This window comes from Microbacterium resistens, assembly GCF_021172025.1.
GTDB lineage: Bacteria > Actinomycetota > Actinomycetes > Actinomycetales > Microbacteriaceae > Microbacterium > Microbacterium resistens.
In genome coordinates, this window is record NZ_CP082781.1 from 1,093,976 (window position 1) to 1,119,931 (window position 25,956).

The window sequence follows — 25,956 nt, forward strand, 5'->3', positions numbered from 1 at the left end:
GTCAACCGTCGTGTCGTGATGCTGATGTGGGACCGCAAGCTCACGCAGACGACTCTGGCGTCCGCCATGGGCTTCACGCAGTCCGCGCTCTCGAAGAAGCTTCACGGCCGAAGCGGCTGGGGTATCGACGAGCTCGCGTCCGCTGCCCGCGTCCTGAAGACGTCGATCGGCTATCTCGTCGGGGAGACAGAAGACCCCCACCCGGCATCGCCGAGCAGGGGTCGCATGGTGGGCCCTGCCGGGATCGAACCGACGACATCCACGGTGTAAACGTGGCGCTCTACCAGCTGAGCTAAAGGCCCGCGCTCGGAAGTCTACCGATCCCGACAGCGCGCGGCGACGGACCTAGACTGGCGGCCATGGCGGAACGAGGAGGCAGCGGGAGCCTCGTCGACCTGCTCGACCGGCGGTGGGGGCGCGCCTACTTCGCGTTCCAGGCGCTCGCGGGGATCGCGTGGTGGATCGGCGTCTTCACCGCCCCGCTCGTCCGCGACAGCACACTGGGACGCCTCGATCCCGTCCTCGTCGCGGTGTTCGACATCCCGCTCTTCGTCGGCGCCTCCGTCCTCGTCGCCGCCGGTGTCCGTGCCGCCGTGTGGGTGGCGGTCCCCTGGACGGCGCTCGTCTCGATCGGCATGGCGACGTACGCGACGGTGACCGGGCTGGGCGGATGGGGCGCCTTGGCGATGGCGGTCGCCGCGCTCGCCTCGGTCGGGGCCGGAATCCTCGTGCTTCTCGACCGCGTGCCCGTCGAGTGGATCGTCGTCGGACCGTTTCGGTTCCGGTCCGCTCCCCCGGCTCCGGCCGGAACCCACCTCGCCCGCACCGGGATCCAGACTCTCGTGTTCTCCGGCGTGCTGCTCCTGGCCGTCCCCCTGGTCATCCTCTTCTTCGAGCAGCGTTGGGGACTGCACCCTCCCGTGCCGCCCGCCGTGCGCCTCGCGGGCGCGGCCCTGTTCGTGCCCGCGCTCGCGCTCTCGCTCTGGTCCGGTGTCGCCGTGTCGCTGCGTGGCGGCGGGACACCGCTGCCGTCCGTCATGCCGAACCGCCTCGTCGTCACCGGTCCGTACCGGTTCGTGCGCAACCCCATGGCCGTGGGCGGGATCGCGCAGGGGGTCGCGGTGGGACTGATGCTCGGATCCTGGCTCGTCGTCGCCTACGCGCTGGCCGGATCGGTGGTGTGGAACACCCTGGTGCGCCCGCAGGAGGAGGCCGACCTCGAACGCCGCTTCGGCCGGGAGTTCCTCGACTATCGGGAGGAGGTCTCCTGCTGGATCCCCCGGTTGCACCCGCGCGCCGCGGAGAGGACCCGCGTGCACCACGGGTCGGCGACCTCACCGCCCGATGCGCATCTCGACCCCCGCGAACGGGGCTAGGGTATCCAACAAGGCGTGCTGTACGAATGCGACAAGCGTTCCTCATGCCTCATCCCGTTTCCTTGGCACGACCTGCCAGACAGACGAAAGGCTCCCCGTGACCGTTCACGATCAGGATCCGTACTCTCAGGGCCCGCTGGACAGCGACCCCGAGGAGACCGGCGAATGGCAGCAGTCCCTCGACGAACTCGTGGAGGCGAAGGGCCACGGCCGCGGACGAGAGATCATGCTCAGTCTGCTCAAGCGCTCCAAGGAGCTGCACCTGGGCGTCCCGATGGTCCCGACGACGGACTACATCAACACGATCGCCCCGGAGAACGAGCCCGACTTCCCCGGCGACGAGGAGATCGAGCGCCGTTACCGCGCGTGGATCCGCTGGAACGCCGCCATCACGGTCCACCGCGCCCAGCGACCTGGCATCGGCGTCGGCGGTCACATCTCCACGTACGCCTCCTCGGCCGCTCTCTACGAGGTCGGCTTCAACCACTTCTTCCACGGCGCGGACGCCTCCGGCGGCGCCGACCAGATCTTCATCCAGGGGCACGCGTCTCCGGGTATCTACGCCCGGTCGTTTCTTGAGGGACGCCTCACCGAGCAGCACCTGGACGGATTCCGGCAGGAGGCCTCGGCCGCCCCGTACGGTCTTCCCTCCTACCCGCACCCGCGGCTCATGCCGGAGTACTGGCAGTTCCCGACCGTGTCGATGGGTCTGGGACCGATCAACGCGATCTACCAGGCGATGTCCAACAAGTACCTGGAGAACCGCGGGATCAAGGACACCTCGGGCTCGCACGTGTGGGCGTTCCTCGGCGACGGCGAGATGGACGAGGTCGAGAGCCGCGGACAGCTCCAGGTGGCCGCGAACGAGGGCCTGGACAACCTCACCTTCGTGATCAACTGCAACCTGCAGCGCCTCGACGGCCCGGTGCGCGGCAACGGCAAGATCATCCAGGAGCTGGAGAGCTTCTTCCGCGGCGCCGGCTGGAACGTCATCAAGGTGATCTGGGGCCGGGAGTGGGACGACCTCCTCGCCCGCGACGCCGACGGTGCCCTGCTGAACATCATGAACTCGACTCCGGACGGCGACTACCAGACGTACAAGGCCGAGTCGGGCGCGTTCATCCGCGAGCACTTCTTCGGGCAGGACGAGCGGGCGGCGAACCTCGTCAAGGACTACTCGGACGAGCAGATCTGGAACCTCAAGCGCGGCGGCCACGACTACCGCAAGGTCTACGCGGCCTTCAAGGCGGCCACCGAGCACAAGGGCCAGCCGACGGTCATCCTCGCCAAGACGGTCAAGGGCTACGGCCTGGGCCCGCACTTCGAGGGGCGCAACGCGACGCACCAGATGAAGAAGATGACCCTCGAGAACCTGAAGACGTTCCGCGACGCGATGCACATCCCGATCACGGACGCGCAGCTCGAGGAGAACCCGTACCTGCCCCCGTACTACAACCCGGGACCCCAGGACGAGACCATCCAGTACATGCTGGAGCGCCGCAAGGGGCTCGGCGGGTTCCTCCCGGAGCGTCGCAGCACCCACGTGGGTCTCAGCCTTCCGGACGAGAAGGCCTACGCCCTTCCCAAGAAGGGCTCGGGCACGCAGGAGGTCGCCACCACGATGGCGTTCGTGCGTCTGCTGAAGGACCTGCTGCGCTCGAAGGACTTCGGGCACCGGATCGTGCCGATCATCCCGGACGAGGCGCGCACCTTCGGCATGGACGCGTACTTCCCGACCGCGAAGATCTACAACCCGAACGGCCAGCACTACACCTCGGTCGACCGCGAGCTCCTCCTCGCCTACAAGGAGAGCCCCCAGGGACAGATCGTCCACGTCGGCATCAACGAGGCCGGCGCCCTGGCCGCGTTCACGGCGACGGGCACCTCGTACGCCACGCACGGCGAGCCGCTGATCCCGATCTACATCTTCTACTCGATGTTCGGCTTCCAGCGCACCGGCGACGCGCAGTGGGCCGCCGGCGACCAGATGACCCGCGGGTTCATCATCGGCGCAACGGCGGGCCGCACGACGCTCACCGGCGAGGGCCTGCAGCACGCCGACGGGCACTCCCATCTGCTCGCGGCGACGAACCCGGCGACGGTGTCGTACGACCCGGCCTACGGCTACGAGATCGCGCACATCGTCCGTTCCGGCCTGGAGCGGATGTACGGCGGCGAGCACGCCGACCCGAACGTCATGTACTACCTCACGGTGTACAACGAGCCGATGATCCAGCCCGCCGAGCCGGAGGGCGTGGACGTCGACGGCATCGTCCGCGGCATCCACCGCGTCTCCGTCGGCGAGGGCGACGGGCACCGCGCGCAGATCCTCGCCTCGGGCGTGGGCCTGCCGTGGGCGCACGAGGCGCAGCAGCTCCTGAAGGACGACTGGGGCGTCGTCGCCGACGTGTGGTCGGTGACGAGCTGGACCGAGCTGCGCCGCGACGGGCTCGCGGTGGACGAGCACAACTTCCTCCACCCGGAGCAGGAGCCGCGCACCGCGTACCTGACCGAGAAGCTGAAGGATGCGCAGGGACCGGTCGTCGCCGTCAGCGACTTCATGAACGCGGTCCAGGATCAGATCCGCCCGTGGGTCACCCAGCCGTACTACACGCTGGGAGCCGACGGCTTCGGGTTCTCCGACACCCGCGCCGCCGCGCGGCGGTTCTTCAAGATCGACGGCCCGTCGATCGTGGTCCGCACCCTGCAGGCGCTCGCGGACGCGGGCGCGGTGGACCGTGCGCTCGTCGGCCAGGCGATCGAGAAGTACCGCCTGCACGACGTCAACGCCGGAACCAGCGGCAACGCGGGCGGCGAGAGCTGACACCCGCGTGACCGACTCGTCCCCCACGATGACCAAGGCGTCGACGCTCACGTGGCTGCGACGCATCTCCGGGGACCTGGCCACGGCGACGCTCCAGCGGCTCGAGGAGTCGCTGCCCTGGTACGCCGAGATGCCACCGGCCCGACGCTCCGCCGTCGGGCTGGTGGCGCAGGCCGGGATCACGTCGTTCATCCAGTGGTACGACGACCCGACGTCCACGCCGTGGATCGCCGCCGACATCTTCGCCGCGGCCCCGCGTGAGCTGCTGCGCAGCGTCAGCCTGCAGCAGACGCTGCAGCTCATCCGCGTGACCGTCGAGGTCACCGAGGAGCGTGTCGCCGGCAAGGGCGAGCATCTGCGCGAGGCGATCCTGCTGTACTCCCGGGACGTCGCGTTCGCCGCGGCCGACGTCTACGCCCGGGCTGCGGAAGCCCGCGGCCTCTGGGACGCCCGCCTGGAAGCCCTCGTCGTCGACTCGATCCTGACCGGCGAAGCCGATGAGGAGCTGCCCAGCCGGATCGCCGCGCTCGGCTGGCACGGCCACGGCGAGGTGTGCGTCATCGTGGGCACCACGCCGCCGCAGTTCGACGTCGACCAGGTGCGGCGCACCGCTCGCAAGCTGTCGGTCGACGTGCTCATCGGCGTCCAGGGATCGCGTCTGGTCCTCGTGATCGGGCGGGCGCGGTCGGCGTCCAAGGCCGAGGACGAGGGCGACGCCGAGGAGGAGCAGCTGTCGTTCAGCGAGATCGCGCGGCGGCTCGAGCCTTCGTTCGGCCCCGGCTACGTCGTCGTCGGCCCCGCCGTCGCCGCGCTCGTCGATGCGGGGCAGAGCGCCCGTGCCGCGCTGGCCGGGTTCGCCGTCGCGAAGGCCTGGCGCGGCGCCCCCCGTCCGGTCGAGGCGGACGACCTGCTCCCCGAACGGACCATCGCCGGCGATCCGCTCGCCAAGCAGACGCTCATCGAGCGGATCTACCGCCCGCTGCAGGCGCACTCGACCGATCTCATCACCACGCTGTGGAGCTACCTCGACAACGGCCGATCGCTGGAGGCGACCGCCCGTGAGCTCTTCGTGCACCCGAACACCGTGCGCTACCGCCTGAAGCGGGTGAGCGAGGTGATCGGGTGGGACGCGACCGGACCGCGCGAGGCCCTGATCCTGCAGACCGCGCTCGTGCTCGGATCGATCGGGGCGGCCGAGCCCGTGCGCCGCCGCGCCCATCCGCGCCGTCCGCGGTGACCCCGCTGTACGCCACACACAACTGTTCCTCGGATTCTTGTGAGGGATGTGCCACCGAAACCGCGCATTCGTTGGCAGACTGGAACCCGTGATCGTCGTCGCATGTCCCGGACAGGGCTCTCAGACCCCCGGATTCCTCTCCCCCTGGCTCGAGCTCGAAGGAGTCGCCGAGCTGCTGGACTCCTTCTCCGAGGCGGCCGAAGTGGACCTCGCTCTGCACGGCACGGAGTCGGACGCCGATACGATCCGGGACACCCGGATCGCGCAGCCGCTCATCGTCGCCGCGTCGATGATCGCCGGCAAGCTCCTGCGCGAGCGCGCCGGACGAACGCCGGACGGAATCGCGGGCCACTCGGTCGGCGAGCTCGCCGCCCTGGCCGGCGCCGGGGTCGTTTCGGGGACCACCGCGATGCGTCTGGTCGGCATCCGCGGCCGAGCCATGGCCGATGCGGCCGCCGCCACGCCCACCGGCATGAGCGCGGTGCTCGGCGGCGACGAGGACGCCGTGCTCGCTCGACTCGCCGAGCTCGAGCTGACCCCCGCGAACTACAACGGCGGCAGCCAGATCGTCGCGGCCGGGACCCTCCCGGCCCTCGCCGCGCTCTCCGAGGAACCGGTGCGCGGCACGCGCGTCATCCCGCTGCAGGTGGCCGGCGCGTTCCACACCTCCTACATGGCCCCCGCGGTGGAGACCCTCCGCGCGGCCGTCGACGGCGTCGAGGCGCAGGACCCCCAGACGCTGCTGTGGACGAACCACGACGGATCCGTGGTCTCGGACGGATCCGCGGCGCTGGAGCTCCTCGTGAACCAGGTCGCCTCCCCCGTGCGCTGGGACCTCTGCATGGCGTCGTTCGCCGAGCACGGCATCACCGGCCTCATCGAGCTCACCCCCGCCGGCGCGCTCACCGGTCTTGCCAAGCGCGGGCTGCGGGGCGTGCCGGCCGTCGCGGTGAAGACCCCCGAAGACCTCGACGCGGCCGTGGCGCTGCTGAACGGAGAAGCCGCATGACCGGGCTCACGCAGGCCACCGGGCCCGCCTACACGCGCATCTACGCATACGGCGCCGCACGCGGCGAGAACGCCGTCCCCAACGAGGACCTCGTCGGTCCGATCGATTCCAGCGATGAGTGGATCCGCCAGCGGACCGGAATCGTCACGCGGGTCCGGGCGGACGCCGGCACGGACGCGATCGACCTCGCCACCGAGGCCGCCAAGGAGGCCGTCGCGACCGCGGGCGTCGACCCGCGGGACGTCGACCTCGTGATCGTGGCGACGATCAGCAACCCGAAGCAGACCCCGTCCGTGTCGGCGATCGTCGCGGACCGGATCGGCGCGAACCCCGCCGCGGCCTACGACATGAACGCCGCGTGCGCGGGGTACGCGTACGGCATCGCCCAGGCCGACGCCCTGATCCGCGCCGGAGCGGCCCGGTACGCCGTCGTGATCGGCGCCGAGAAGCTGTCCGACATCGTCGACCCGACCGACCGGAGCATCTCGTTCCTGCTCGGTGACGGCGCCGGCGCCGCGGTCGTGGGCCCGAGCGACACGCCGGGCATCTCGCCCGCGGTGTGGGGCTCGGACGGTTCCAAGGCCGATGCCGTCGGCATGAACCACACCCTCGTCGACTTCCGCGACGGGAAGGCTCCGTGGCCGACCCTGCGCCAGGAGGGCCCGACCGTGTTCCGCTGGGCCGTCTGGGAGATGGTCAAGGTCGCTCGGGAGGCGCTGGAGAAGGCCGGTGTGGAGGCCTCGGATCTCGCCGCCTTCATCCCGCACCAGGCGAACATGCGGATCGTCGACGAGTTCGCCAAGCAGCTGAAGCTCCCGGAGAGCACGGTCATCGCGCGCGACATCGAGACCACCGGCAACACGTCCGCGGCCTCGATCCCGCTCGCCAGTCACCGACTCATGCAGGAGCACCCGGAGCTCAGCGGCGGCCTCGCCCTGCAGATCGGGTTCGGCGCGGGTCTCGTGTTCGCCGCGCAGGTCGTCGTGCTCCCCTGACGATCCGTCGTCGCCTCCTAGACTGTTCACCGGTTCCGAAACCATCCAAGAAAGAGGAAAAGCCATGGCTTTCACCAACGATGAGGTCCTCGCGGGCCTCGCCGAGCTCATCACCGACGAGACGGGCATCGACGCCTCCGAGGTCGCCCTCGAGAAGTCCTTCACGGACGACCTCGACATCGACTCGATCTCGATGATGACGATCGTCGTCAACGCCGAGGAGAAGTTCGGCGTGACCATCCCGGACGACGAGGTCAAGAACCTCAAGACCGTCAAGGACGCGGTCGACTTCATCGTCGCCGGCCAGGAGTGACACCCGTGGATGCCACCCCCGCGTCCGCGGGGCGTGGCGTCCTCGCCTCATGGCGCCTTCTCCCCCACACGGACACATGACCCGCGATCGCGGACACCCAGCCCCACAAGGACTCCCCACATGACCAAGCGCATCGTCGTCACCGGCATCGGCGCGACCTCCGGGATCGGAGGGACGGCTCCCGAGAACTGGGCCAACCTCCTCGCCGGCGCGTCCGGCGCCCACACCCTGGAGCACGACTGGGTCGCGCAGTACGAGCTGCCCGTGACCTTCGCGGCCGAGGCCTCCGTCCGGCCCGAGGAGGTCCTGCCCCGCCATGAGGCCAAGCGGCTCGACCCGTCGACCCAGTTCGCCCTCATCGCCGCCCGGGAGGCCTGGGAGGACGCCGGTGCGCCCGACGTCGAGCCCGAGCGGCTCGGCATCGACTGGGCGACGGGCATCGGCGGACTGTGGACGCTGCTCGATGCGTGGGACACCCTGCGCGAGAAGGGTCCGCGGCGTGTGATGCCGCTGACGGTCCCGATGCTCATGCCGAACGCCGGTGCGGGGAACCTCTCGCTGCACTTCGGCGCGAAGGCCTACGCCCGCTCCGTGGTCAGCGCGTGCGCGTCGAGCACGGAGTCCATCGTCAACGCCTACGAGCACCTGCAGGACGGACTCGCGGACGTCGTGATCGCGGGAGGCGCGGAATCCGCGATCCACCCGATCACGATGGCCGCGTTCGCGTCCGCGCAGGCGCTCTCGCGTCGCAACGACGACCCGGAGCACGCATCGCGGCCCGGCGCCGTCGACCGCGACGGCTTCGTAATGGGCGAAGGCGGCGCCGCGGTCGTCATGGAGACCGAGGAGCACGCCAAGGCCCGCGGGGCGAAGATCTACGCCTACGTCGTGGGCGGCGGGGTCACCGCGGACGCCTACCACATCACCGGCAACGACCCCGAGGGATGGGGTGCGGCCCGCGCGGTCGAGCAGGCGCTGGCCGCCGCCGGGGCCACCGCCGACGAGGTCACCCACATCAACGCCCACGCCACCTCGACCCCGGTCGGCGACCCGAACGAGTACGTCGCGCTCAAGCGCATCTTCGGCGACCGCCTGGACGAGATCCCCGTCTCGGCCACCAAGGCGTCGACGGGGCACCTTCTCGGCGGCACCGGCGCACTGGAAGCGGTGTTCACCATCCTGGCGCTGCGCGACCGCGTCGCACCGCCCACGATCAACATGACCGAGCAGGATCCCGAGGTGCCGTTCCGGCTCTCCGGCGAGCCGCAGCCGCTCGGCGAGGGCCCGCAGCTCGCCATCAGCAACTCGTTCGGCTTCGGCGGGCACAACGCGGTCGCCGCGTTCCGCAGCTACGACGGCTGAGACGGCGTCCGCTCGTCTCGCGACCTCGAGGCCCCCGGGATCATCCCGGGGGCCTCGTATCGTCCGGGGCGCCGATTCCCTTTCCCGCCGGCCGGGTCCTTGCTCTCCGGTCTTCGGTAGTCGGACCTCTGCGCCCCTGCCTGACCCCGACCCCGACGAGACGTCGGGATCGGACGCGGCTAGCCGACCTTGTGGAGCCAGACCACGTGCGCGTCGTCGCTCGCGTGCCGGAAGGGCTCGAGCTCTTCGTCCCACGCCGCACCCAGCGCGACGTCGAGCTCGCGCTGGAGGTCGACGGCGTTCCCGGCGGCGATCTCCATCGCGTAACGGATGCGGTCCTCTCCGACGACGATGTTGCCGGCGGCGTCGGTCTGCGCGTAGTGGATGCCGAGCCCCGGCGTGTGCAGCCAGCGTCCGCCGTCGCTGCGCGGCGTCGGGTCCTCGGTCACCTCGAAACGGAGATGCTCCCAGCCGCGGATCGCCGTCGCCAGCGCGGCTCCCGTCCCGGCCGGGCCGTCCCAGTAGAACTCCGCCCTGCGGGCGCCTTCCAGCACGGGCTGGTCCGCCCACTCGAAGTTGACGGCGCGCCCGAGGGCGCGACCCACCGCCCACTCCAGGTGGGGGCAGAGCGCGCGTGGCGCAGAGTGGATGAACACCACTCCGCGTGCGTGTGCAGTCGCCATGTTCTCTCCGTTTCCTCAGGTGCGTCTTCCCCTACGACCTGATCCGCGAAGCACGGCGTTCCTATGCGGTTATGCGCCTATTCTCACCGAGAACCGGTGAAATCACAAGCATGTAACTCTTGACGTCGCCGGCGTGTCGGCGACGGGCGCCCGCCGACAGGACGACGCGGGCCCCGGACGCTGTCGCGCCGGGGCCCGCGGTACGTGTCCGCCCGGAGGCGGTCACCGTGCGAGGAGGCTCAGGCCTCGCTCATCGCGATCTTCTCCTGCTGCCCCTTGGCGGCGTAGTAGGCCGCCCGGGCGGCGTCGCGCCGCGCCTGCTCGGCGTAGCCGGCGTCGAGGACGTCCTGCGAGACCTCGTAGTTCTCGACGTCCTGCGTGCCGTGGTACTTCTCGATGTACGCGTCGAGCTCGGGGCCCGAGGTCCACGAGGTGATGAGGCAGTAGCGGGGCTCGGTGCCGTTGTGGGTAGCGGCGTGCCACAGACGCTGCGTGTCCACGATCAGCTGCGCGCCGGCCGGCAGGGCGATGCGGTACTCGACGCTCGGGTCGGTCCGGTTCTCGCGCAGGACGAAGTAGCTGTCCTTGTCGTCGGTCAGGTTGAAGAAGCCGCGAACGACCCAGCCGGTGCCGTCGGGGTTGAGGCGGTTGTTGTCGTCCTGGTGCAGGTTGTACAGGCACTCGCCGTACGTGGTCGGCTGCAGCTCGATCACGCGGCAGCGGCCGACGTTCGCACCCGGCTCCTGCGCGCGACGGGTCAGGTTCGGCGCCTTGGCCGTCTGCGAGTCGATCCAGACGCCGTCCTTGTCGGTGCGCGGGGGCACGTGGTTCCAGAACCCGTTGCACTCGATCTCGCCCTTGGCCGAGGCCAGGGGGGCGAAACGCGTGTCACCCGAGGACTTCCAGTCGACGTACTCGATGTCGAGCCACTCCTTGGGGTCGAGCTCCTGGGCGTAGCTGTCGAGGACGACGAAGCCCTTGTCCTCGAGGGCGGCGGACTTGATGTATCCCATGATCTGAGTCATGTCCTTTCATAAGGGGCCAGCGAAGTTTTTACAGGCCCTTCTTAGGACAGCCTAACATCGGGCTCCGCGCGTGCCCGGGGACCCCGCGCCGTGAAAAACCGACGGGCCGCCCGGAGCACCGGACGCCCGCTGCGGAGAGGGGCACGGCCTAAGCTGGAAGGGCCGGCGAGCGCGCAGCATGCCGGCGTACGAGGACCGCAGAGCAAGGGACGAGTCAGCAGAATGAGCATGGCCACGAACGTCGAGGCGACCGCAGTCAACACGATCGAATGGCTCTCCGCCGACTCCACGACCATCGTGGTCCCGGTGTATCAGAGGCAGTACCGGTGGGACATCGGCGGCTGCGAGCAGCTCCTCGCCGACGTCCGCGCGGTGGCGGCTCAGGACGACGCGCACCGCCACTTCATCGGCTCGATCCTGTCGGCTCAGGACGCCGGTGCCGACGCGGACCTCGTGCTGATCGACGGGCAGCAGCGGATCACCACCCTCATGCTCCTCGTCGCCGCCCTGCATCACGCGGTGCGGGAGCAGGACCCGGCGCTCGCCGCCGAGCTCGAGCGCGTCTTGGTGCGGGCCGACGACGCGACGCGCACGAAGCTGCGCCCGCACCACGCGTGGGCGGACCTCTACGAGTCCGTCGTGCTGGACCGCCGCTCCCCCTCCGACGAGCGCGAGTCGCGCTTCGACGACAACTACGCCTTCTTCCGCAGTCAGGTCCACGCGGACGAGGCGCCCCGGATCTGGCGCGGGCTGCAGAAGCTGGAGCACGTGTCCATCACGCTCGGCGCGGACGCGAACGCCCAGCAGATCTTCGAGAGCCTGAACTCGACCGGAGAGCCCCTTCGCGACCACGAGCTGATCCACAACTACGTGCTGATGGGCCTGTCCCACGCCGAGCAGCTCGCGGTGGAGACGGAGTTCTGGCTGCCGATCGAACGCAACACCGGGGAGCTCATCGGCGCGTTCTGGCGTCACTTCCTGATCATGACGACCGGCCGCGAAGTGGCCGTCGCCGGCGAGCACGGCGTGTACAGCGCCTTCCGCCAGAGCTTCCCGCACCTCGGGCTGGACGAGCTTCGGACCCAGGCGGGCGTCTGGCGCGAGTTCTCGGAGATCTACCGGGTGCTGCTCGACCCCTCCCGCGAGCCCGATCCCGACATCCGTCGCCAGCTCCGGTACGTGAACACGTTCGGGCGCGCGACATACCCGCTGCTGCTCAGCGCCTACCGCGACCACTCGCTCGGCCTGATCGGCAAGGACGAGCTCATCGGCACGCTGGAGAACGTCCAGTCGCTCCTGCTGCGGCGCAGCGTGGTGGGCGTCCCGACGGACCGCCTGATCGCCCGGCTCTGCCGCGCGCGCGCCCAGGGCCCGGAACAGCTCCTGCGCGCCATCGCCCGGATCACCCCCTCCGACGAGCGCGTGCGGGTCGCGCTGAAGTACAGCGAGCTCCCCCACGCGGCCTACGTCCTGGGCCGGCTCGAGGGGATCGACGATCCGGAGGCCTTCGACGTCGAGCACATCGTCCCGCTGGCGCCGCATGAGTCCTGGTCCGGTGACGGCGAGCGCCCGTGGAGCGAGTACACGGAGGACGAGCAGAACAGTCACCGCGCGCTCGCGCCGACCCTGGGGAACCTCACGCTGCTGGAGGCGCCGCTGGCAGAGCGGGTGTTCGGGGCCTCCTTCCCCGACAAGCGCGACACCTATGCGCGCAGCCGTGCCGCGGCCACCCGCGTGCTCGCGACGCGCGACGCCTGGGGCACCTCCGCCATCACCGCGCGGACGGTGGAGCTGACCGAGACGTTCGTATCGGTGTGGAAGCGGCCGGCGGTCACCGACATCGACGACGACGGACTGACCCCGATCCTGGACGCCGTGCGCCGGCGCGGATGGCCCCAGGGCTGGGACCGCGAGTTCGAGTACGTGGAGTACCGCGGCGAGCACTGGGAGGTCTACGACGTCAAGTACCTCTTCAATCGCGTGTTCCGGCGGGGATGGACCGACACCCGCGACGCCGTCCTCGCGTACAGCGCCCGTCGGGGCGGTCCGATCTACGAGGAGAAGGCGTGGAACGGACAGTGGGACGAGCTGGACGAGAACCACTTCCTCTACATGGGCTGGGACTCCAAGTACATGATGGGCGCGATCCAGGGTCTGCTGGAGGAGTCCGGACTCGCCCCGGAGGTCTTCGTCAAGTACTCCTACATCGGGAACGTGATGTGATGACCTCGGCGCGCACCGCCGTCCGCCGGATGCAGGATCTGACGGTTCACGAGCACACGCTGACGGTTCCCCTCGTGTGGGGGGACCCGTCCGACACCCGCACCATCGACGTCTTCGCCGCGGTCGTGTCGCGGTCCGGCGGCGAGGAGCTCCCGTTCCTCGTCTTCCTCCAGGGCGGTCCCGGACACGAGGCGCCCCGGGCCTTCCACTCCCCCACGGGGCCGCTGTGGCTGGACGACGCCCTCCGGGAGTACCGCGTCGTCCTGCTGGACCAGCGGGGCACCGGGCGCTCGACGCCGGTCGGGGACCGAGATCTCGACGCGGGCCCTGATGCGGCCGCCGAGCGTCTCACCCATCTGCGCGCGGACGCGATCGTCCGCGACGCCGAGGCGCTGCGGGCGCATCTCGGCGCCGACCGGTGGAACCTGCTCGGCCAGTCGTTCGGCGGTTTCACCACGCTCGCCTACCTCAGTGCCTTCCCCGACGCCCTGGACCACGTGTACATCACCGGAGGGCTCAGCACCGTCACCCGCCATCCGGACGAGGTCTACGCGCTGTGCTACGACAAGATGCGCGACGCGTCGAACCGCTACTACCGGCGCTTCCCCGAGCACCGGGACCGGATGCACCGCCTCGTCGACCGGGCCGCGTCCGGCGGCATCGTGCTCCCGGACGGCGAGGTCGTCTCGCCGTCCCGCCTGCGTTCGGTCGGCTCCGCCCTCGGCACCAACGACGGCTGGCAGTCGATCTGGTCCCTGCTCGAGCTCGATCCGGACTCCCCCGCCTTCCGGTACGACCTCGCCCGCGCGATGCCGTTCGACGGACGCAACCCGCTCTACTACGTGTTCCACGAGTCCAGTTACGCGAGCGGCCACACCACCTCGTGGTCCGCCGAACGGGTCGAGCCGGACGACTTCCGCGAGGACGTCACCCTGTTCACCGGCGAGCACATCCGCAGCGAGTGGACCGAGACCGTACCTGCGTTCCGCCCCTGGGCGGCCGTCGCCCGTGCCCTCGCCGAGCACCCGTGGCCGCGGATCTACGACGCCGAGGCCCTCGCCTCGTCCGGCGCGCGGGGTGCCGCCGCCGTGTACGTCAACGACGTCTACGTCCCGCTGGAGTTCTCCCTGGAGACCGCCGCGCTCCTGCCGGGCGTGACCCCGTGGATCACGAGCGAGTACGAGCACAACGGCCTGCGATCGGGCCCCGTCCTCGCCCGCCTGCAGGACATCGTGCGCGGTCGCCGGGTGCGCTGACCCGACGCCGCCCGGGCTCTGCCGTTGCAGGGCGCCGGCGTCAACCCCCTCGAGCATCGGTCGTCGCCTGCAGTAGCGTGCATCGTCCACGAACCCGACGGAAGGCGCAGACATGTCGCACGACGACGCACGAGAGCCCGCACACGGCCTCCCCGAGCCGACCAGGGGCGGAACGACGCACGCCGCCTGGGGCGCGGGGAATCCGCGGCTGCTCGTCTCCCGGGAGGACGAACGCCAGGTCTTCGATCTCGTCGACGACCGCACGGCGATCGGTTCCGCACCGGATGCGCAGCTCCGACTCGACGGCGCGGACCCTGTGCACGCGACGATCACGCATGACGACCAGGACGAGTACGTGCTGGAGCTGCACGCCGCCGGGGAGATGAACGCCCGCCCGGACGTCTCGGGGACGGACGCGGAGCGGGGCGAGATCCTCCGCACCGGGGCCCGGTTCACCGTGGCCGACTGGACCCTCGTGTTCCAGCGCGACGAGTTCGCGGATCATGGCCGCCCGTACGGCGGGCGCGAAGGCGGCGAGCTGTCCGACCAGCCTCCGCAGCCCGCGCGACCGGACTACCGGCGCGACGAGCCGGGCGACGAGCGCCCGCTGGAGGTGCACGACAGCTGAGGGCCGCGGAGGACGACGGGACGCGCGGGCGCCCCGTCGTCCTCCCCCGCGAGCTCAGCTGTTGCGGAGCATGTCGATCAGCTCGCCCTTTCGGCGATCGGAGTAGCCGTGCAGACCGATCTCCTTCGCGCGATGGCGCAGTTCATCGACCGTCCACTCCTCGTACGGTTCCGCATCGCCGCCACGGCGACCGACCGCGGAACGGCCGTCCCTGGCCGCGGCGTTCGCGATCCGCGCGGCCTTCTGCTTGGAGGCGCCGTCCTCGCGCAGCTCCTGGTAGACCTCTTCATCCTTCACGCTGTTCCTGCGCGAACCGGGCATGTCTCTGCTCCTCTCGTGTGATCCGTTCTCGCGGCCTCAGTCCACCTGTTCGCCCTGGGTCCGGATGAACTGTCGGTCCTCCGGGCCCAGACTCGCTCCGTCCGGGATGTCGGTGCCCGTGGATTCCGCGATCTCGCGGCGCACCTCCTCCGACAACGGGGCGTCGAGGTCGCGGAGGATGCGGTGCTTGGCCTCCATGGACAGCGTCGGCCACCACCGATGCGCGTCGTACTCGGCCATCCGGATCTCCTCTCGGCTCGGCGGACGTCGGCCCGCATCGCCAGGCTGTCGCGGTCACGCGGAGCGGACGAGGGCCTTGACGATCCCCGCTCGGCGTGACAATGCGCCGCCGTGTCAAGAGCCTGTCGCGTCGGCGGCGTCCGTCTCAGAATGAGGGGCCCCTTCCGACAGGAGAACGCGATGACCGCAGACACGTTCGGGGTCGAGGAGGAGTTCATGCTCGTCGACCCGGCGCGGCTCACCCCCGTGCACGAGGGGCCGGCGGCCATCGCCGCGCTCCGTGGCGGCCGAGGATACGGAGATGTCGCCGCCGAGTTCCTCCCCTGCCAGGTCGAGCACTCCACGCGGGTCTGCTCCGGCTGGGACGAGCTCGCGGACGAACTCCACACCTTCCGACGGGCGCTGTCGCACTGGGCCGACCGGCACGGGCTCCTGGCCGTCGGCAGCGGCACCCCGTACCGTCGGCCGCAGGAGACGGCGTCGCCGCGCTCCGCCCGCTATCGCCGCATCGCCCGCGACGTCGGAGCACTGACGCAGGAGCACCTCCTGAACGGCCTGCACGTGCATACCTGCATCTCGGACAGGAATCAGGGGGTGCGAGTGATGAACGGCCTGCGCCCCTGGCTGCCGCTTCTGCTGGCCGTGTCCGCGAACTCCCCGTTCTGGGAGGGGCAGGACACCGGGTACCGGAGCTGGCGGGCGATCCAGACCCGGCGCTGGACCACCTACGGGGTGCCCCCGTTCCTCCGCGACGCGGACGAGTACGACCGGCTGCACGCGCGGTTGACCGACGTCGGCGCCACGCGGAAGGGCGATGGGCTCAACTGGGCGATCCGCTTCTCCGCACACCTGCCCACCATCGAGACCCGCGTGTGCGACGCCCAGCTGGCCCCTGCGGCGTCGGTCTCGCTCGCCGCCCTCCTCGTGGCACTCGCCCGCTCCTTCGACGACGCCCGCGTCGAACCGGAGCCGGTGCCGTCGGCCGAGATCGATGCCGAGATGTGGCACGCCGCCCGCTACGGGCTCTCCCGCGGCGCCTTCGACCCGGTTTCCGGCAGGCACGAGCGGACCGGCGTCGTCCTCGACCGGCTGCGCGCGACGATCCGCCCCGTGGCCACCGCATCGATGCGCGTGCTCATCGACGACCTTCTGGACGCGACATCGAGCGAACGCTCCGGAGCGGATCTCCAGCGCCGTGCCGGAAAGGAGGGCGACACCGCCCTCGCCTCCCTGTACCGCAGCGCGATGACCGCCGCACCCTGAAAACCTTGTGTCCGCGGCACCCCGTGCCCGACCGCGTGCTCAGCGCCCTCCGCCGTCGATGTCGTCCTCTTCCCACTGGGTGCTCGGCGCCGCCGACGAGGACTCGGCGGGCTCGGGCACGAGGTACAGCCCGTGCGGCGAGTTCGCGGTGTACGCGAGCGCGTCGATCCACGCGACGTTCAGACGCGGCTGCCTGCTGCCGAAGTACTTGTAGACCATCGGCACCTGCGGATGCATCCAGACGCTCGTACGGCCGTCCCCGACGCTGGCGTCGTCGCGCCAGGTGAAGAAGAACGACTCGCCGCGGCGCAGTTTGCTGCCGATCACCACCTGCAGGTGGGCGAGCACCCGGTCGTCGAACTCCTTTTTGACGGTCCCGTCGTACGTGAGAGTGCCCATGCTCCTCCTTCGGGCGCGACTCCGGCGGGCCGGAGTCCGCCGTGGGGGAAGCCGCCCCGTGGTCCCAGGCTGGCATCGACCCGCCGCGGGGGCAAGTTCGGGGGCGGATCAGTCCGTCTGCTCCCCGCCGTGGATCTCTCCGCGCCAGGCTCCCGTGGGGTGGTGCGTCTCGATGAACCGCTTGAAGTTCTCCAGATCCCGGCGCACCATCGCGTCGTCGATGCCCAGGGCGGCCCCCGCGCGCTCGGAGAACGTCTCCGGCCGCCAGCTCATCTCCAGCGACACGCGCGTGCCGCCCGACGGGTCCACCGCGAACCGAACGGTGCCGGCGTGGACCTCCTCGTCGACGCTGCGCCAGGTGATGTGATCGTCGGGCACCTGGTCGACCACCGTGGCGGTGAACTCGCGTCTGACGCCGCCGATCTCCACCCGCCACCGCGTGCGCTCCGCTGTCGTCTGCTCGATGCTCTCCACCGCCGTCATGAAGTCGGGGAAGTCCTCGAACTGGGTCCACTGGTCGTAGGCGACCGGCACCGGGACGTCGACGACCGTGGATGCCCGCACTGTGCTGTACATGCTCGTCTCCTCGCGCTCGGAAGAGCGAGATTACGTCCCTCTCCGCACCGGCGCAGGAGGGTTCCGCCCGCCGGAGGGCATGAGTATGCTCCGCTACCCCGCTACCCCGCTACCCGCGACGCCCGGCCAGGGCAACCCCCTCGCCGACGCCGACGCGTCGCCCTAGCCTCCGATCCAGAGGCGCATGGCGCCTTCGGCACGCGTGCCCCGCGTCGCCGCACGTCAGCCCCCCGGGAGGACACCATAAACGCACGACACGACCCCGGTCGTCCCGACCCCCGCGATCGCGGAGCGCAGGGACACCCTTCCCAGGCGGAAGGAGAGGATCCGGACGCCCCGGAGGGCACCGACCCCTGGATCCCCGGCCACCCGTCCCAGGCCGAGGGCGAGGATCCCGATGATGACGCCGACTCCTGAAGGGATCGCCGAGGAGCGGCGGGCTCGTATCGGCATGGCCGTCGTGTTCTGGACCTGGATCACGATCCTGGGCGGCGGGCTGGTCGTCATGCTGGCCATCGCCGGGGCGGGACGCTGACATGCGCCGCCTCATCCGCGACCATGCCCTGAGCCTGCTGTTCCTCCTCCTGTTCCTCGGGGCGCTCGGGGGCCAGGCGATCGCCGGGTACGCCCGCTACGCCTCTGAGCAGCAGGAGCACGGGGGCGTCGTCGAGAGCTTCGGCGGCTTCCTGCTCTCCTCCGAGTTCGTCGTCGACGTCGCCGAGAACTGGCAGTCCGAGTTCCTCCAGTTCCTGCTCTTCATCACGGCGACCATCTGGCTCGTGCAGCGCGGCTCGCCCGAGTCGAAGAAGCCGGAGGACGAGGGCCCCGGGAACGATGAGGATCAGCTCGTCGGGGCGCACGCGCGACCGGACTCACCGCGATGGGCGCGCGCCGGCGGCTGGCGGACCTGGCTCTACGGCAACTCCCTCGTCCTGGTGATGGGGGCGGTCTTCGTGCTGTCGTGGCTCGCACAGTCCCTCGCCGGCGCGGTGGTCTACAACGCCGAGCAGGCACAGCACGGCCAGCCCGCGATCACCTGGGCGCAGTACCTCGCGTCCCCCGACTTCTGGGATCGCACGCTGCAGAACTGGCAGTCGGAGTTCCTCGCGGTGGGTGCGATGGTGGGCCTGTCCATCTATCTCCGCCAGCGCGGGTCGGCCGAGTCCAAGCCCGTGGGCGTTCCGCATCGGCTCAGCGCCTGGGAGTCCGACTGACCTCAGTCCAGTGCGCGGACGCCCGTCGCCCGCGGGCGTCCGCGTCGGCCGATCACCAGCGCGGAGAGGATCATCAGGACGGCCAGCACCAGGTGCAGCACGTTGTCGGCGGCATTGAGCGGGACGACATCGCCCTCCCGGCCCGCGAGGAAGAGCCCGTAGACCCACAGCGCCAGATAGACCACTCCGCCCCACAGCAGGTAGTGGCGGGAGGCCGCCGGGCGGATCGCCGCGACGACGCCGACGACGCCGAACAGCAGGTGCACGGCGTTGTGGAGGACGGACACCTGGAAGAGACCGAGCAGGTACGCCTCCGAGCCGTGTCCCAGCGGCTGCAGGTGCTCCAGGCCCTGGGTCAGCCCCGGGACGAAGCCGGCCACCCCGACGAGGAGGAAGACCACGCCGGCGGCGAGCGCCACCTTCTGCACCGCGCTGCCCGCGTACGGCTGCCCCGGCCGTGCCTCGGATCGGTCGTCCGTCGTCATCATGGCTCCTCCTGCGGTCGTCGCCGGACGCACGACGCTAGCCCGGCCATGGCGGGCCGCCGAGGGGATTGACAACGTCCCGGCGCCGACCGATCCGGTGTCAACCCCCTGCCGGTCCGGACGAGGCCGGGCGAGGGTGCGAGGCGGGCGCAGAGGACCGCGACGCGCCCGAGAGGAGGGTCCCATGCCGATCCGTGCGGAGTCGCTGTGGCGGGAGCGCCCCGTGGAGGTGCCGACGACGCCCCTCCCCCAGGCCGTCGAGGTCCTGGTGGCGGGCGCCGGGCTGACCGGTCTCACCTGCGCCCTGGAACTGGCTCGCCGCGGGCACCGCGTGCACGTCGTGGAGGCGCGACGGATCGGCGCGGGCACGACCGGAGGAACCACCGGCAAGCTGAGCCTGCTGCAGGGCGGGAGGTACGGCGAGGTGCACCGCCGCGCCGGACGCTCGGCCCTGGGCGCATACGCGGCCGCGAACCGCGTCGGCGCGGATTGGCTCCGCCGCGAGATGCGCGAGGATCCCGGCGCCCTGCACGGCGAGACCGCCGTGACGTTCGCGACCTCTCCCGAGGGGCTGCGGGCACTGTCGCGCGAACGGGAGGCGAGCAGGATCGCCGGCGTCCCGCTGCTCTCCGGCGGCGACACAGGGCTTCCCTTCCCGGTGCTCGGCGTCCTGCGGCTGGGCGACCAGGCCGCTCTCGATCCGCGGGAGGTCCTGCGGATCCTGTCGGAGCGGGCGTTCCGTGCCGGCGTCGGGTTCAGCATGGGCGCCCGCGTCACCGGCGCCGATCCGCTGCCCGGCGGGGTCGACGTGACCACGACCGGAGGAAGGACCCGTGCGTCCCGTCTCGTCGTCGCGACGGGCTTCCCCGCGGTGGAGGACGGGTCCTTCACGATGCTCCTGTCGCCGTCCCGGGAGTTCGTCGCCGCCTACCGGGTGCGGGATCCGGACGCCCTGCCCCGCGGGATGCATCTCTCCGTCGACCATCCGCGCCGGTCGTTGCGCACGGCGGTCGACGGATCCGGCGAGAGGCTGCTCCTCGTCGGCGGAGAGCCGTTCGTCCCCGGGCGGGTGTCTGACACCGGCGCGCGTCTGGCCGCGCTCGACGCGTGGACGCAGGAGCGCTTCGGCGTCGCGCAACGCGTGCGGTGGTGGGGCGCGCAGGACTACGCCCTTCCGACGATGCTCCCCTTCGCCGGCGGCCGTCCGCGGACGGGCGAGCGGATCCTTCTGGCCACCGGCTACGCGAAGTGGGGAATGACCAACGCCGTCGCCGCCGCGCTCGCCGTGGCCGCCCGCGTCGACGGCGGCTCGCCGCCCTGGTCCGAGGTGTTCGAACGGCCGCGGATCGGCCTGCGGAGCGCGCCCACGCTCGTGGGCGCCGCTGCGGCGACCGCGGTCAACGCCCTGCGCGGCCGGGTGCTGCCGACCCGTCGCCCCGCGCCGGACTCCGTCGTGCGTGCACGGGTGGTGCGACGGGGTCTCGGCCCTCCCGTGGCCGAGACCCGCACCCAGGAGGGGCGCTGTGCGGTGTCGGCGGTGTGCACGCATCTCGGGGGCATCGTCACGTGGAACGACGTGGAGCGCAGCTGGGACTGTCCGCTCCACGGCTCGCGGTTCGCGCCGGACGGGACCGTCCTCGAAGGGCCCGCCGTCCGGGATCTTCCCCGCGTCGACGAGGAGCGGCCGTGATCGTCGGGTATCACGCGTCGCACGAGCAGTTCGGCCCGGACCTGCTCCGGGACTGCGTGATCGCGGCGGAACGTGCCGGGTTCGATGCCGCGATGTGCTCGGACCACCTCGCCCCGTGGGGCGCACGGCAGGGCGAGTCCGGATTCGCCTGGGCATGGCTCGGGGCCGTCCTTCAGGCCACCTCCCTGCCTCTGGGCGTCGTGACCGCGCCGGGCTACCGGTACCACCCCGCGGTGATCGCCCAGGCGGTCGCGACGGTGGAGCTGATGTTCCCCGGGCGGTTCTGGGCGGCGTTGGGCAGCGGCGAGGCGGTCAACGAGCACGTGACCGCCCTCCCCTGGCCCGCGAAGCCCGACCGCGACCGCGCCTGGGAGGCCACTGCCCGCTCCATCCGAGAGCTCCTCCGCGGGCAGGTCGTCACCGCGCTCGATCCTCCGCGCATCGACCGTGCCCGGGTGTGGAGCCTGCCGCCCTCCCCTCCGCCGCTGCTCGCCGCGGCGGTCTCTCCGGCGACCGCCGCCCGGGCCGCCGGCTGGGCCGACGGGCTGATCACGGTCGCGCCCCAGCCCGATCCGCCCGAGCGGGTGCTGGCGGCGTTCCGCGATGCGGGGGGACGAGGACGCGCAGTCCTCCAGGTCCACGTCTGCCTCGCCGAGAGCGAGTCGCTGGCGCTGGCGGCCGCCAGGGACCAGTGGCGTCACAGCGCCGTCTCCGCCGATCGCGTGTGGGACCTCGCGCTGCCGGAGGAGTTCGACGCCCATCCCGCCCCGGACGACGACGCCCTCCGCTCCGCCGTCGTCATCGACACCGACGCCGGACGACTGGCGGAGAGGATCCTCGACCTCGCCCGCGGGTTCGACGAAGTCCAGCTCCACCAGGTGGCCAGGGACCAGCTGGCCTTCATCGACCGCGCGGGAAGCGACCTGCTCCCCGCGCTGCGGAGCGCCGCATGAAGCCCGCGGACGTGAGCGACCTCTGGTGGCGTACGGCCGTCGTCTACTGCCTCGACGTCGAGACGTTCCAGGACTCGAACGGCGACGGCATCGGGGACTTCCCCGGCCTGTCCAGTCGGATCGAGCACCTCGTGGAGCTCGGGGTGACCTGCGTCTGGCTCCTGCCGTTCCACCCCTCCCCGAACCGCGATGACGGCTACGACATCAGCGACCACTACGGAGTCGACCCGCGCCTGGGCACGGCGGGCGACGTCGTGGAGTTCCTGCGCATCGCGCACGACCGCGGCATCCGCGTGATCATGGATCTCGTCCTCAACCACACCTCGGACCGGCACCCCTGGTTCCGCTCGGCCCGTCGCTCGCCGGACAGCCCGTTCCGCGACTACTACGTCTGGTCCGACGATCCTCCGCGAGCGGGGCGTCATCCCGTGTTCCCCGGCGAGGAGGACGACGTCTGGACGTTCGACGAGAAGGCCGGGCAGTACTACCACCACTCGTTCCACCGGTTTCAGCCCGATCTGAACCTCGCCCACCCCGCGGTGCGGGCCGAGTTCGCGCGCATCGTCGGCTACTGGCTGGAACTGGGCGTCGACGGCTTCCGCCTCGACGCCGTGCCCTTCCTCATCGGACCGCCCGGCGCCGCCGACCACGCGGATCCGCACGCCTTCCTCCGTGAGCTGCGACGGTTCATCGGACGGCGGCGCGGGGACGCCGTGCTCCTCGGCGAGGTGGGACTCAGCCACGCCGACCAGGTGGAGTACTTCGGCACCCGCGGGACGGAGCTGGACCTGCAGTTCGACTTCGACACGATGACCGCCACGTTCCTCGCCCTGGCCCGCCGCGAGGCGGAGCCGCTGCGCGCGATCCTCGGGAGCCGTCCGCTCGTGGACGCGAGCCAGGGATGGGCGATGTTCCTGCGCAACCACGACGAGCTGACGGTCGAGCTCCGAGAGCCCGACGAGCGGGAGGACGTGTTCGCGGCGTTCGCGCCGGACGAGCGCCAGCGCGTCTACGACCGCGGGATCACCCGCCGGCTCGCTCCCCTGCTCGACGGCGACCCGCGACGCCTCCGTCTCGCCTACAGCCTGCTCTTCTCCGCGCCCGGCGCACCGGTGCTGCTCTACGGCGAGGAGATCGGGATGGGAGAGATCCCCCGGACGCCCGACCGCCTCGCCGTCCGCACGCCGATGCAGTGGACGGCGGAGCCGGCCGCAGGCTTCTCCACGGCCCGGCGCTCGCGCCTGGTCCGCCGCCTCCCGGACGACGGCTACGCCCCGCGTCATGTCTCGGTCCAGGAGCAGCAGAACGATCCCGGCTCCCTGCTCGCCTTCGTCCGCCGGCTCATCGCGCGGTATCGGGCGACGCCCGAGATCGCGTGGGGGCGGACGGAGGTGCTGCCGGCGGACGACCCCGCCGTCTTCAGCCACGCACAGATCGAGGACGACCGCGTCTTCCTCGCCGTGCACAATCTGTCCGAGTCCGCCTGCAGTGTCCGTGTGGACCTGCGCTCCCTGCCCCCGCACGGCCCGCTGCGCGACATCCTGGGCACCGGTGCTCCTGCCGCCGACGCCGAGGAGCGGACGATGACCATCGACCTCGACGCCTACGGCTTCCGCTGGTTCCTGGGCGACCGGGGGCAGGGATGATGTCAACCCCCTCGTGATGCCGTCGTGCGCACGGCAGTCTCGGACGAGGCCATCGAGAGGAGACACCGTGAACCGTGCCGCCGACCCCCGCACCCTCCACGACGACCAGTTCGCCCCGCAGAGCCAGGAGCAGCCGGGGCAGACGTCGCGGATGCGTCCCCGACCGGATCATGGCGAGGAGTCCTACCGCGGCCACGGACGGCTCGCGGACCGCAAGACCTTCATCACCGGCGGGGACTCGGGCATCGGACGGGCGGTCGCGATCGCCTTCGCCCGCGAGGGCGCCGATGTCGCGATCGTGCACATGCCCGAGGAGCAGGAGGACGCGGACGACACGCTCGGATTGATCCGCGACGCCGGTCGCACCGGTCTCAGCCTGGCCGGTGACGTGCGCGATGAGGCCTTCGCGGAGGAGAGCGTGAAGGAGGCGCGGCGCAGCTTCGGGCGTCTCGACGTCGTCGTGCTCAATGCCGGATACCAGCACGATGTGGAGGGGCTGGCGCAATTGGACACCGAGGACATGCGCCGGGTCTTCCAGACGAACCTGGAGGGACTGCTCTTCTCGGCCCGCACGGCGCTGCCGCTGCTCGAATCGGGGGCGTCCCTCATCGTCACCGCCTCGATCCAGGCGTTCCAGCCGTCCCCGGGCCTCATCGACTACGCCATGACCAAGGCCGCGCAGGTCGCGTTCGTGAAGGCGCTGGCGGAGGAGGCCGGGCCCCGCGGCATCCGCGTGAACGCGGTGGCCCCCGGTCCGATCTGGACGCCGCTCATCCCCGGCACAGGATGGGACGAGGACAAGGTGGCCGAGTTCGGCAGCGACACGCCCCTGGGGCGCGCCGGACAGCCGGCCGAGCTCGCCGGCGCCTACGTCTTCCTCGCCTCCGACGACGCGTCGTACGTCTCGGGCGCCATCCTGCCCGTCACCGGAGGGAAGCCGCTGTGAACGTCTCGGGGGAACGTCCCGGACCGAGACCCCGCTGGCGGCTGCGACCGCTCGGCGAGACGGGGTGGCGCATCTGCGACGACACCCGGGGCGAGCATGATCCCGCGCACCTCGTCGCCTACGTCGACCGGGACGGCTTCGGCGCACTGAACGTCATCTGGCTGCGCTCGCCGTGTCCGTCGCGGCGCCGCTTCCACGACCTGGACGAGCTGCTCTCGGCACTGGAGTCCCTCGGCGACGTGGACCCGCTGCCCGGGTCGACCCGCCCGGTCCCGATCCCCCACCTCCCGCCGGCGACCGGATGAGGGCCACGATGAGATCCTCGACCGCAACCGGGCACGCGGGCTCGCGCCCCGCCGCAGCGGGGACGTTCTGGACCCTGCTTCCGAACCCCACCCCCGCCGAGCTCGCCCGGGCCACGCAGGGCTGGGACCTGCACCCGCTGATCACGGCCGACCTCACCCAGCGCCGCCGACACCCGAAGCTCGAGCGCTTCGGAGAGGTCCGGTACCTGACCGTGTGGGACATCGACCCACGGGACGGGCGTCAGGCCTCCGATGCCGAGCTGCGGTTCGTCTTCGACGACGAGCGGCTCCTCATCGTCCAGCAGGGGCCGACGGAGCACCTGCGCGACATCGGGGCCCTCCTCACCGCCGCCGACGCGCTCCCGGTGCGCTCCCCCGTCTCCGCGGTGTACCGGGTGCTCAACGCCGTGGTGACCGACTTCGTCCAGATCGGCGCGGACATCGAGCGGGAGCTCGAAAGGGTGGAGGCCGAGGTCTTCGATAGCCGCGTGCACGAGGACTACCGGCGGATCTACCGTCTGCGGCAGCGGATCGGGACGATCGACCGGGCCGCCTCGGGGCTCGCGGAGGCAGTGCGCGACGGGCGGGCGGAGATCGAGGCCGCCACCGTCGGGGAGACGGCGCTGCGCCCCTACTTTCGCCGCCTCGTGAACGATGTCGAGGGAGTGGCCCGGCTCGCCGCCGCAGAGCACGTCGCCCTCGACGCCGTCGTCTCCAGTCACGAGAGCAACGTCTCGACGCGGCAGAACCAGGACATGCGGACGATCTCCTCCTTCGCCGCGCTCCTGGCGATCCCGACGGTCGTCGCCGGCATCTACGGGATGAACTTCAAGAACCTGCCTCTGGTGCAATGGCAGTTCGGCTGGCTCGTGATCGGACTGTCCATCGTCGTGGTCGATGTCGTCGCGGTCGTGCTCTTCCTCCGGCGGGGCTGGCTCGGCAAGGGGCGGAGGGGCCGTGCCGCGGAGGACGAGGAATAGCCCGGCA

General features: G+C 71.1%; 27 protein-coding genes and 1 tRNA gene. 20 read left to right on the top strand and 8 right to left on the bottom strand.

The window, feature by feature from the left end; all coding sequences use genetic code 11:
- The first annotated feature begins 66 nt into the window (after positions 1–66).
- Positions 67–270 carry a hypothetical protein gene (locus K8F61_RS19140; protein ID WP_418888086.1) on the top strand — a complete coding sequence of 68 codons (204 nt, stop codon included), beginning with the start codon at positions 67–69 and terminating at the stop codon, positions 268–270.
- Here K8F61_RS19140 and K8F61_RS05345 read toward each other — a convergent pair.
- A tRNA-Val gene (locus K8F61_RS05345) sits at positions 227–302 on the bottom strand. The genes K8F61_RS19140 and K8F61_RS05345 overlap by 44 nt on opposite strands.
- A 57-nt stretch (positions 303–359) precedes the next feature.
- Here K8F61_RS05345 and K8F61_RS05350 point away from each other — a divergent pair.
- From K8F61_RS05350 to K8F61_RS05380, 7 genes are all read left to right on the top strand, one after another.
- Positions 360–1,376, top strand: a complete 1,017-nt coding sequence (locus tag K8F61_RS05350) for a methyltransferase family protein (RefSeq protein WP_231820950.1) — start codon at positions 360–362, stop codon at positions 1,374–1,376.
- 97 nt (positions 1,377–1,473) lie between these two features.
- Complete coding sequence (aceE, locus tag K8F61_RS05355; protein WP_219086444.1) at positions 1,474–4,200, top strand: pyruvate dehydrogenase (acetyl-transferring), homodimeric type; 2,727 nt, start codon at positions 1,474–1,476, stop codon at positions 4,198–4,200.
- 28 nt (positions 4,201–4,228) lie between these two features.
- Positions 4,229–5,437: a PucR family transcriptional regulator gene (locus K8F61_RS05360; protein ID WP_067243150.1), complete on the top strand. Its 1,209-nt coding sequence runs from the start codon at positions 4,229–4,231 to the stop codon at positions 5,435–5,437.
- Positions 5,438–5,525: 88 nt separating this feature from the next.
- Positions 5,526–6,446 (top strand): ACP S-malonyltransferase, encoded by a 921-nt coding sequence (locus K8F61_RS05365; protein ID WP_231820951.1) that lies wholly within the window; start codon positions 5,526–5,528, stop codon positions 6,444–6,446.
- Positions 6,443–7,441, top strand: a complete 999-nt coding sequence (locus K8F61_RS05370) for a beta-ketoacyl-ACP synthase III (protein WP_231820952.1) — start codon at positions 6,443–6,445, stop codon at positions 7,439–7,441. Before K8F61_RS05365 ends, K8F61_RS05370 begins: the two co-directional genes overlap by 4 nt.
- A 64-nt stretch (positions 7,442–7,505) precedes the next feature.
- The gene (locus tag K8F61_RS05375; RefSeq protein WP_067243147.1) at positions 7,506–7,754 is read left to right on the top strand and encodes an acyl carrier protein; all 249 of its coding nucleotides are present in this window, start codon (positions 7,506–7,508) and stop codon (positions 7,752–7,754) included.
- 120 nt (positions 7,755–7,874) lie between these two features.
- The gene (locus tag K8F61_RS05380; RefSeq protein WP_231820953.1) at positions 7,875–9,116 is read left to right on the top strand and encodes a beta-ketoacyl-[acyl-carrier-protein] synthase family protein; all 1,242 of its coding nucleotides are present in this window, start codon (positions 7,875–7,877) and stop codon (positions 9,114–9,116) included.
- A 179-nt stretch (positions 9,117–9,295) separates the two neighbouring features.
- Here the strand turns inward: K8F61_RS05380 and K8F61_RS05385 are convergent, their stop codons facing one another.
- Together K8F61_RS05385 and K8F61_RS05390 are read right to left on the bottom strand one after the other, a co-directional pair.
- Positions 9,296–9,799 carry a DUF3145 domain-containing protein gene (locus K8F61_RS05385; RefSeq protein ID WP_067243145.1) on the bottom strand — a complete coding sequence of 168 codons (504 nt, stop codon included), beginning with the start codon at positions 9,797–9,799 and terminating at the stop codon, positions 9,296–9,298.
- A gap of 239 nt (positions 9,800–10,038) precedes the next feature.
- Positions 10,039–10,812, bottom strand: coding sequence for a hypothetical protein (locus K8F61_RS05390; RefSeq protein ID WP_067243191.1), 774 nt, complete (start codon positions 10,810–10,812; stop codon positions 10,039–10,041).
- 240 nt (positions 10,813–11,052) lie between these two features.
- Between K8F61_RS05390 and K8F61_RS05395 the strand changes: the two genes are divergently transcribed.
- The 3 genes from K8F61_RS05395 (at position 11,053) to K8F61_RS05405 (ending at position 14,931) form a co-directional block, all read left to right on the top strand.
- Positions 11,053–13,047 carry a DUF262 domain-containing protein gene (locus tag K8F61_RS05395; protein WP_231820955.1) on the top strand — a complete coding sequence of 665 codons (1,995 nt, stop codon included), beginning with the start codon at positions 11,053–11,055 and terminating at the stop codon, positions 13,045–13,047.
- Positions 13,047–14,303 (top strand): alpha/beta fold hydrolase, encoded by a 1,257-nt coding sequence (locus tag K8F61_RS05400; protein ID WP_231820956.1) that lies wholly within the window; start codon positions 13,047–13,049, stop codon positions 14,301–14,303. Before K8F61_RS05395 ends, K8F61_RS05400 begins: the two co-directional genes overlap by 1 nt.
- A 112-nt stretch (positions 14,304–14,415) precedes the next feature.
- Positions 14,416–14,931 (top strand): FHA domain-containing protein, encoded by a 516-nt coding sequence (locus K8F61_RS05405; RefSeq protein WP_231820957.1) that lies wholly within the window; start codon positions 14,416–14,418, stop codon positions 14,929–14,931.
- Positions 14,932–14,985: 54 nt separating this feature from the next.
- Here the strand turns inward: K8F61_RS05405 and K8F61_RS05410 are convergent, their stop codons facing one another.
- Both K8F61_RS05410 and K8F61_RS05415 read right to left on the bottom strand, forming a co-directional pair.
- Positions 14,986–15,252: a DUF7218 family protein gene (locus tag K8F61_RS05410; protein ID WP_067243141.1), complete on the bottom strand. Its 267-nt coding sequence runs from the start codon at positions 15,250–15,252 to the stop codon at positions 14,986–14,988.
- Positions 15,253–15,288: 36 nt separating this feature from the next.
- Positions 15,289–15,492, bottom strand: a complete 204-nt coding sequence (locus K8F61_RS05415) for a hypothetical protein (RefSeq protein ID WP_067243140.1) — start codon at positions 15,490–15,492, stop codon at positions 15,289–15,291.
- Between the two features lie 180 nt (positions 15,493–15,672).
- On the opposite strand from K8F61_RS05415, the gene K8F61_RS05420 reads away from it, so the two are divergent.
- The gene (locus tag K8F61_RS05420; RefSeq protein ID WP_231820958.1) at positions 15,673–16,755 is read left to right on the top strand and encodes a carboxylate-amine ligase; all 1,083 of its coding nucleotides are present in this window, start codon (positions 15,673–15,675) and stop codon (positions 16,753–16,755) included.
- A 39-nt stretch (positions 16,756–16,794) separates the two neighbouring features.
- On the opposite strand, the gene K8F61_RS05425 is transcribed toward K8F61_RS05420, so the two are convergent.
- On the bottom strand, positions 16,795–17,154 hold the full coding sequence (locus K8F61_RS05425) for a DUF7882 family protein (protein WP_067243138.1): 360 nt from the start codon (positions 17,152–17,154) through the stop codon (positions 16,795–16,797).
- A gap of 108 nt (positions 17,155–17,262) precedes the next feature.
- Entirely contained in the window at positions 17,263–17,730 is a 468-nt protein-coding gene (locus K8F61_RS05430; RefSeq protein WP_067243137.1) for an SRPBCC family protein, read from the bottom strand.
- 397 nt (positions 17,731–18,127) lie between these two features.
- On the opposite strand from K8F61_RS05430, the gene K8F61_RS05435 reads away from it, so the two are divergent.
- Entirely contained in the window at positions 18,128–18,265 is a 138-nt protein-coding gene (locus K8F61_RS05435; RefSeq protein WP_231820959.1) for a hypothetical protein, read from the top strand.
- Position 18,266: 1 nt separating this feature from the next.
- On the top strand, positions 18,267–18,944 hold the full coding sequence (locus tag K8F61_RS05440; RefSeq protein ID WP_231820960.1) for a DUF6766 family protein: 678 nt from the start codon (positions 18,267–18,269) through the stop codon (positions 18,942–18,944).
- 2 nt (positions 18,945–18,946) lie between these two features.
- On the opposite strand, the gene K8F61_RS05445 is transcribed toward K8F61_RS05440, so the two are convergent.
- Entirely contained in the window at positions 18,947–19,432 is a 486-nt protein-coding gene (locus K8F61_RS05445) for a DUF4383 domain-containing protein (RefSeq protein WP_231820961.1), read from the bottom strand.
- A gap of 181 nt (positions 19,433–19,613) precedes the next feature.
- Between K8F61_RS05445 and K8F61_RS05450 the strand changes: the two genes are divergently transcribed.
- From K8F61_RS05450 to K8F61_RS05475, 6 genes are all read left to right on the top strand, one after another.
- Positions 19,614–21,119 carry an FAD-dependent oxidoreductase gene (locus tag K8F61_RS05450; RefSeq protein WP_231820962.1) on the top strand — a complete coding sequence of 502 codons (1,506 nt, stop codon included), beginning with the start codon at positions 19,614–19,616 and terminating at the stop codon, positions 21,117–21,119.
- A complete protein-coding gene (locus K8F61_RS05455; RefSeq protein ID WP_231820963.1) occupies positions 21,116–22,072 on the top strand; it encodes a TIGR03557 family F420-dependent LLM class oxidoreductase in 957 nt (318 codons plus the stop codon). Before K8F61_RS05450 ends, K8F61_RS05455 begins: the two co-directional genes overlap by 4 nt.
- Positions 22,069–23,718, top strand: a complete 1,650-nt coding sequence (locus K8F61_RS05460; protein WP_231820964.1) for an alpha-amylase family protein — start codon at positions 22,069–22,071, stop codon at positions 23,716–23,718. The genes K8F61_RS05455 and K8F61_RS05460 overlap by 4 nt, the downstream gene beginning before the upstream one ends.
- A 67-nt stretch (positions 23,719–23,785) precedes the next feature.
- A complete protein-coding gene (locus tag K8F61_RS05465) occupies positions 23,786–24,664 on the top strand; it encodes an SDR family oxidoreductase (protein ID WP_231820965.1) in 879 nt (292 codons plus the stop codon).
- Positions 24,661–24,969: a hypothetical protein gene (locus K8F61_RS05470; protein WP_067243131.1), complete on the top strand. Its 309-nt coding sequence runs from the start codon at positions 24,661–24,663 to the stop codon at positions 24,967–24,969. The genes K8F61_RS05465 and K8F61_RS05470 overlap by 4 nt, the downstream gene beginning before the upstream one ends.
- A gap of 8 nt (positions 24,970–24,977) precedes the next feature.
- Positions 24,978–25,949: a CorA family divalent cation transporter gene (locus K8F61_RS05475; protein ID WP_231820966.1), complete on the top strand. Its 972-nt coding sequence runs from the start codon at positions 24,978–24,980 to the stop codon at positions 25,947–25,949.
- Positions 25,950–25,956 lie beyond the last annotated feature (7 nt).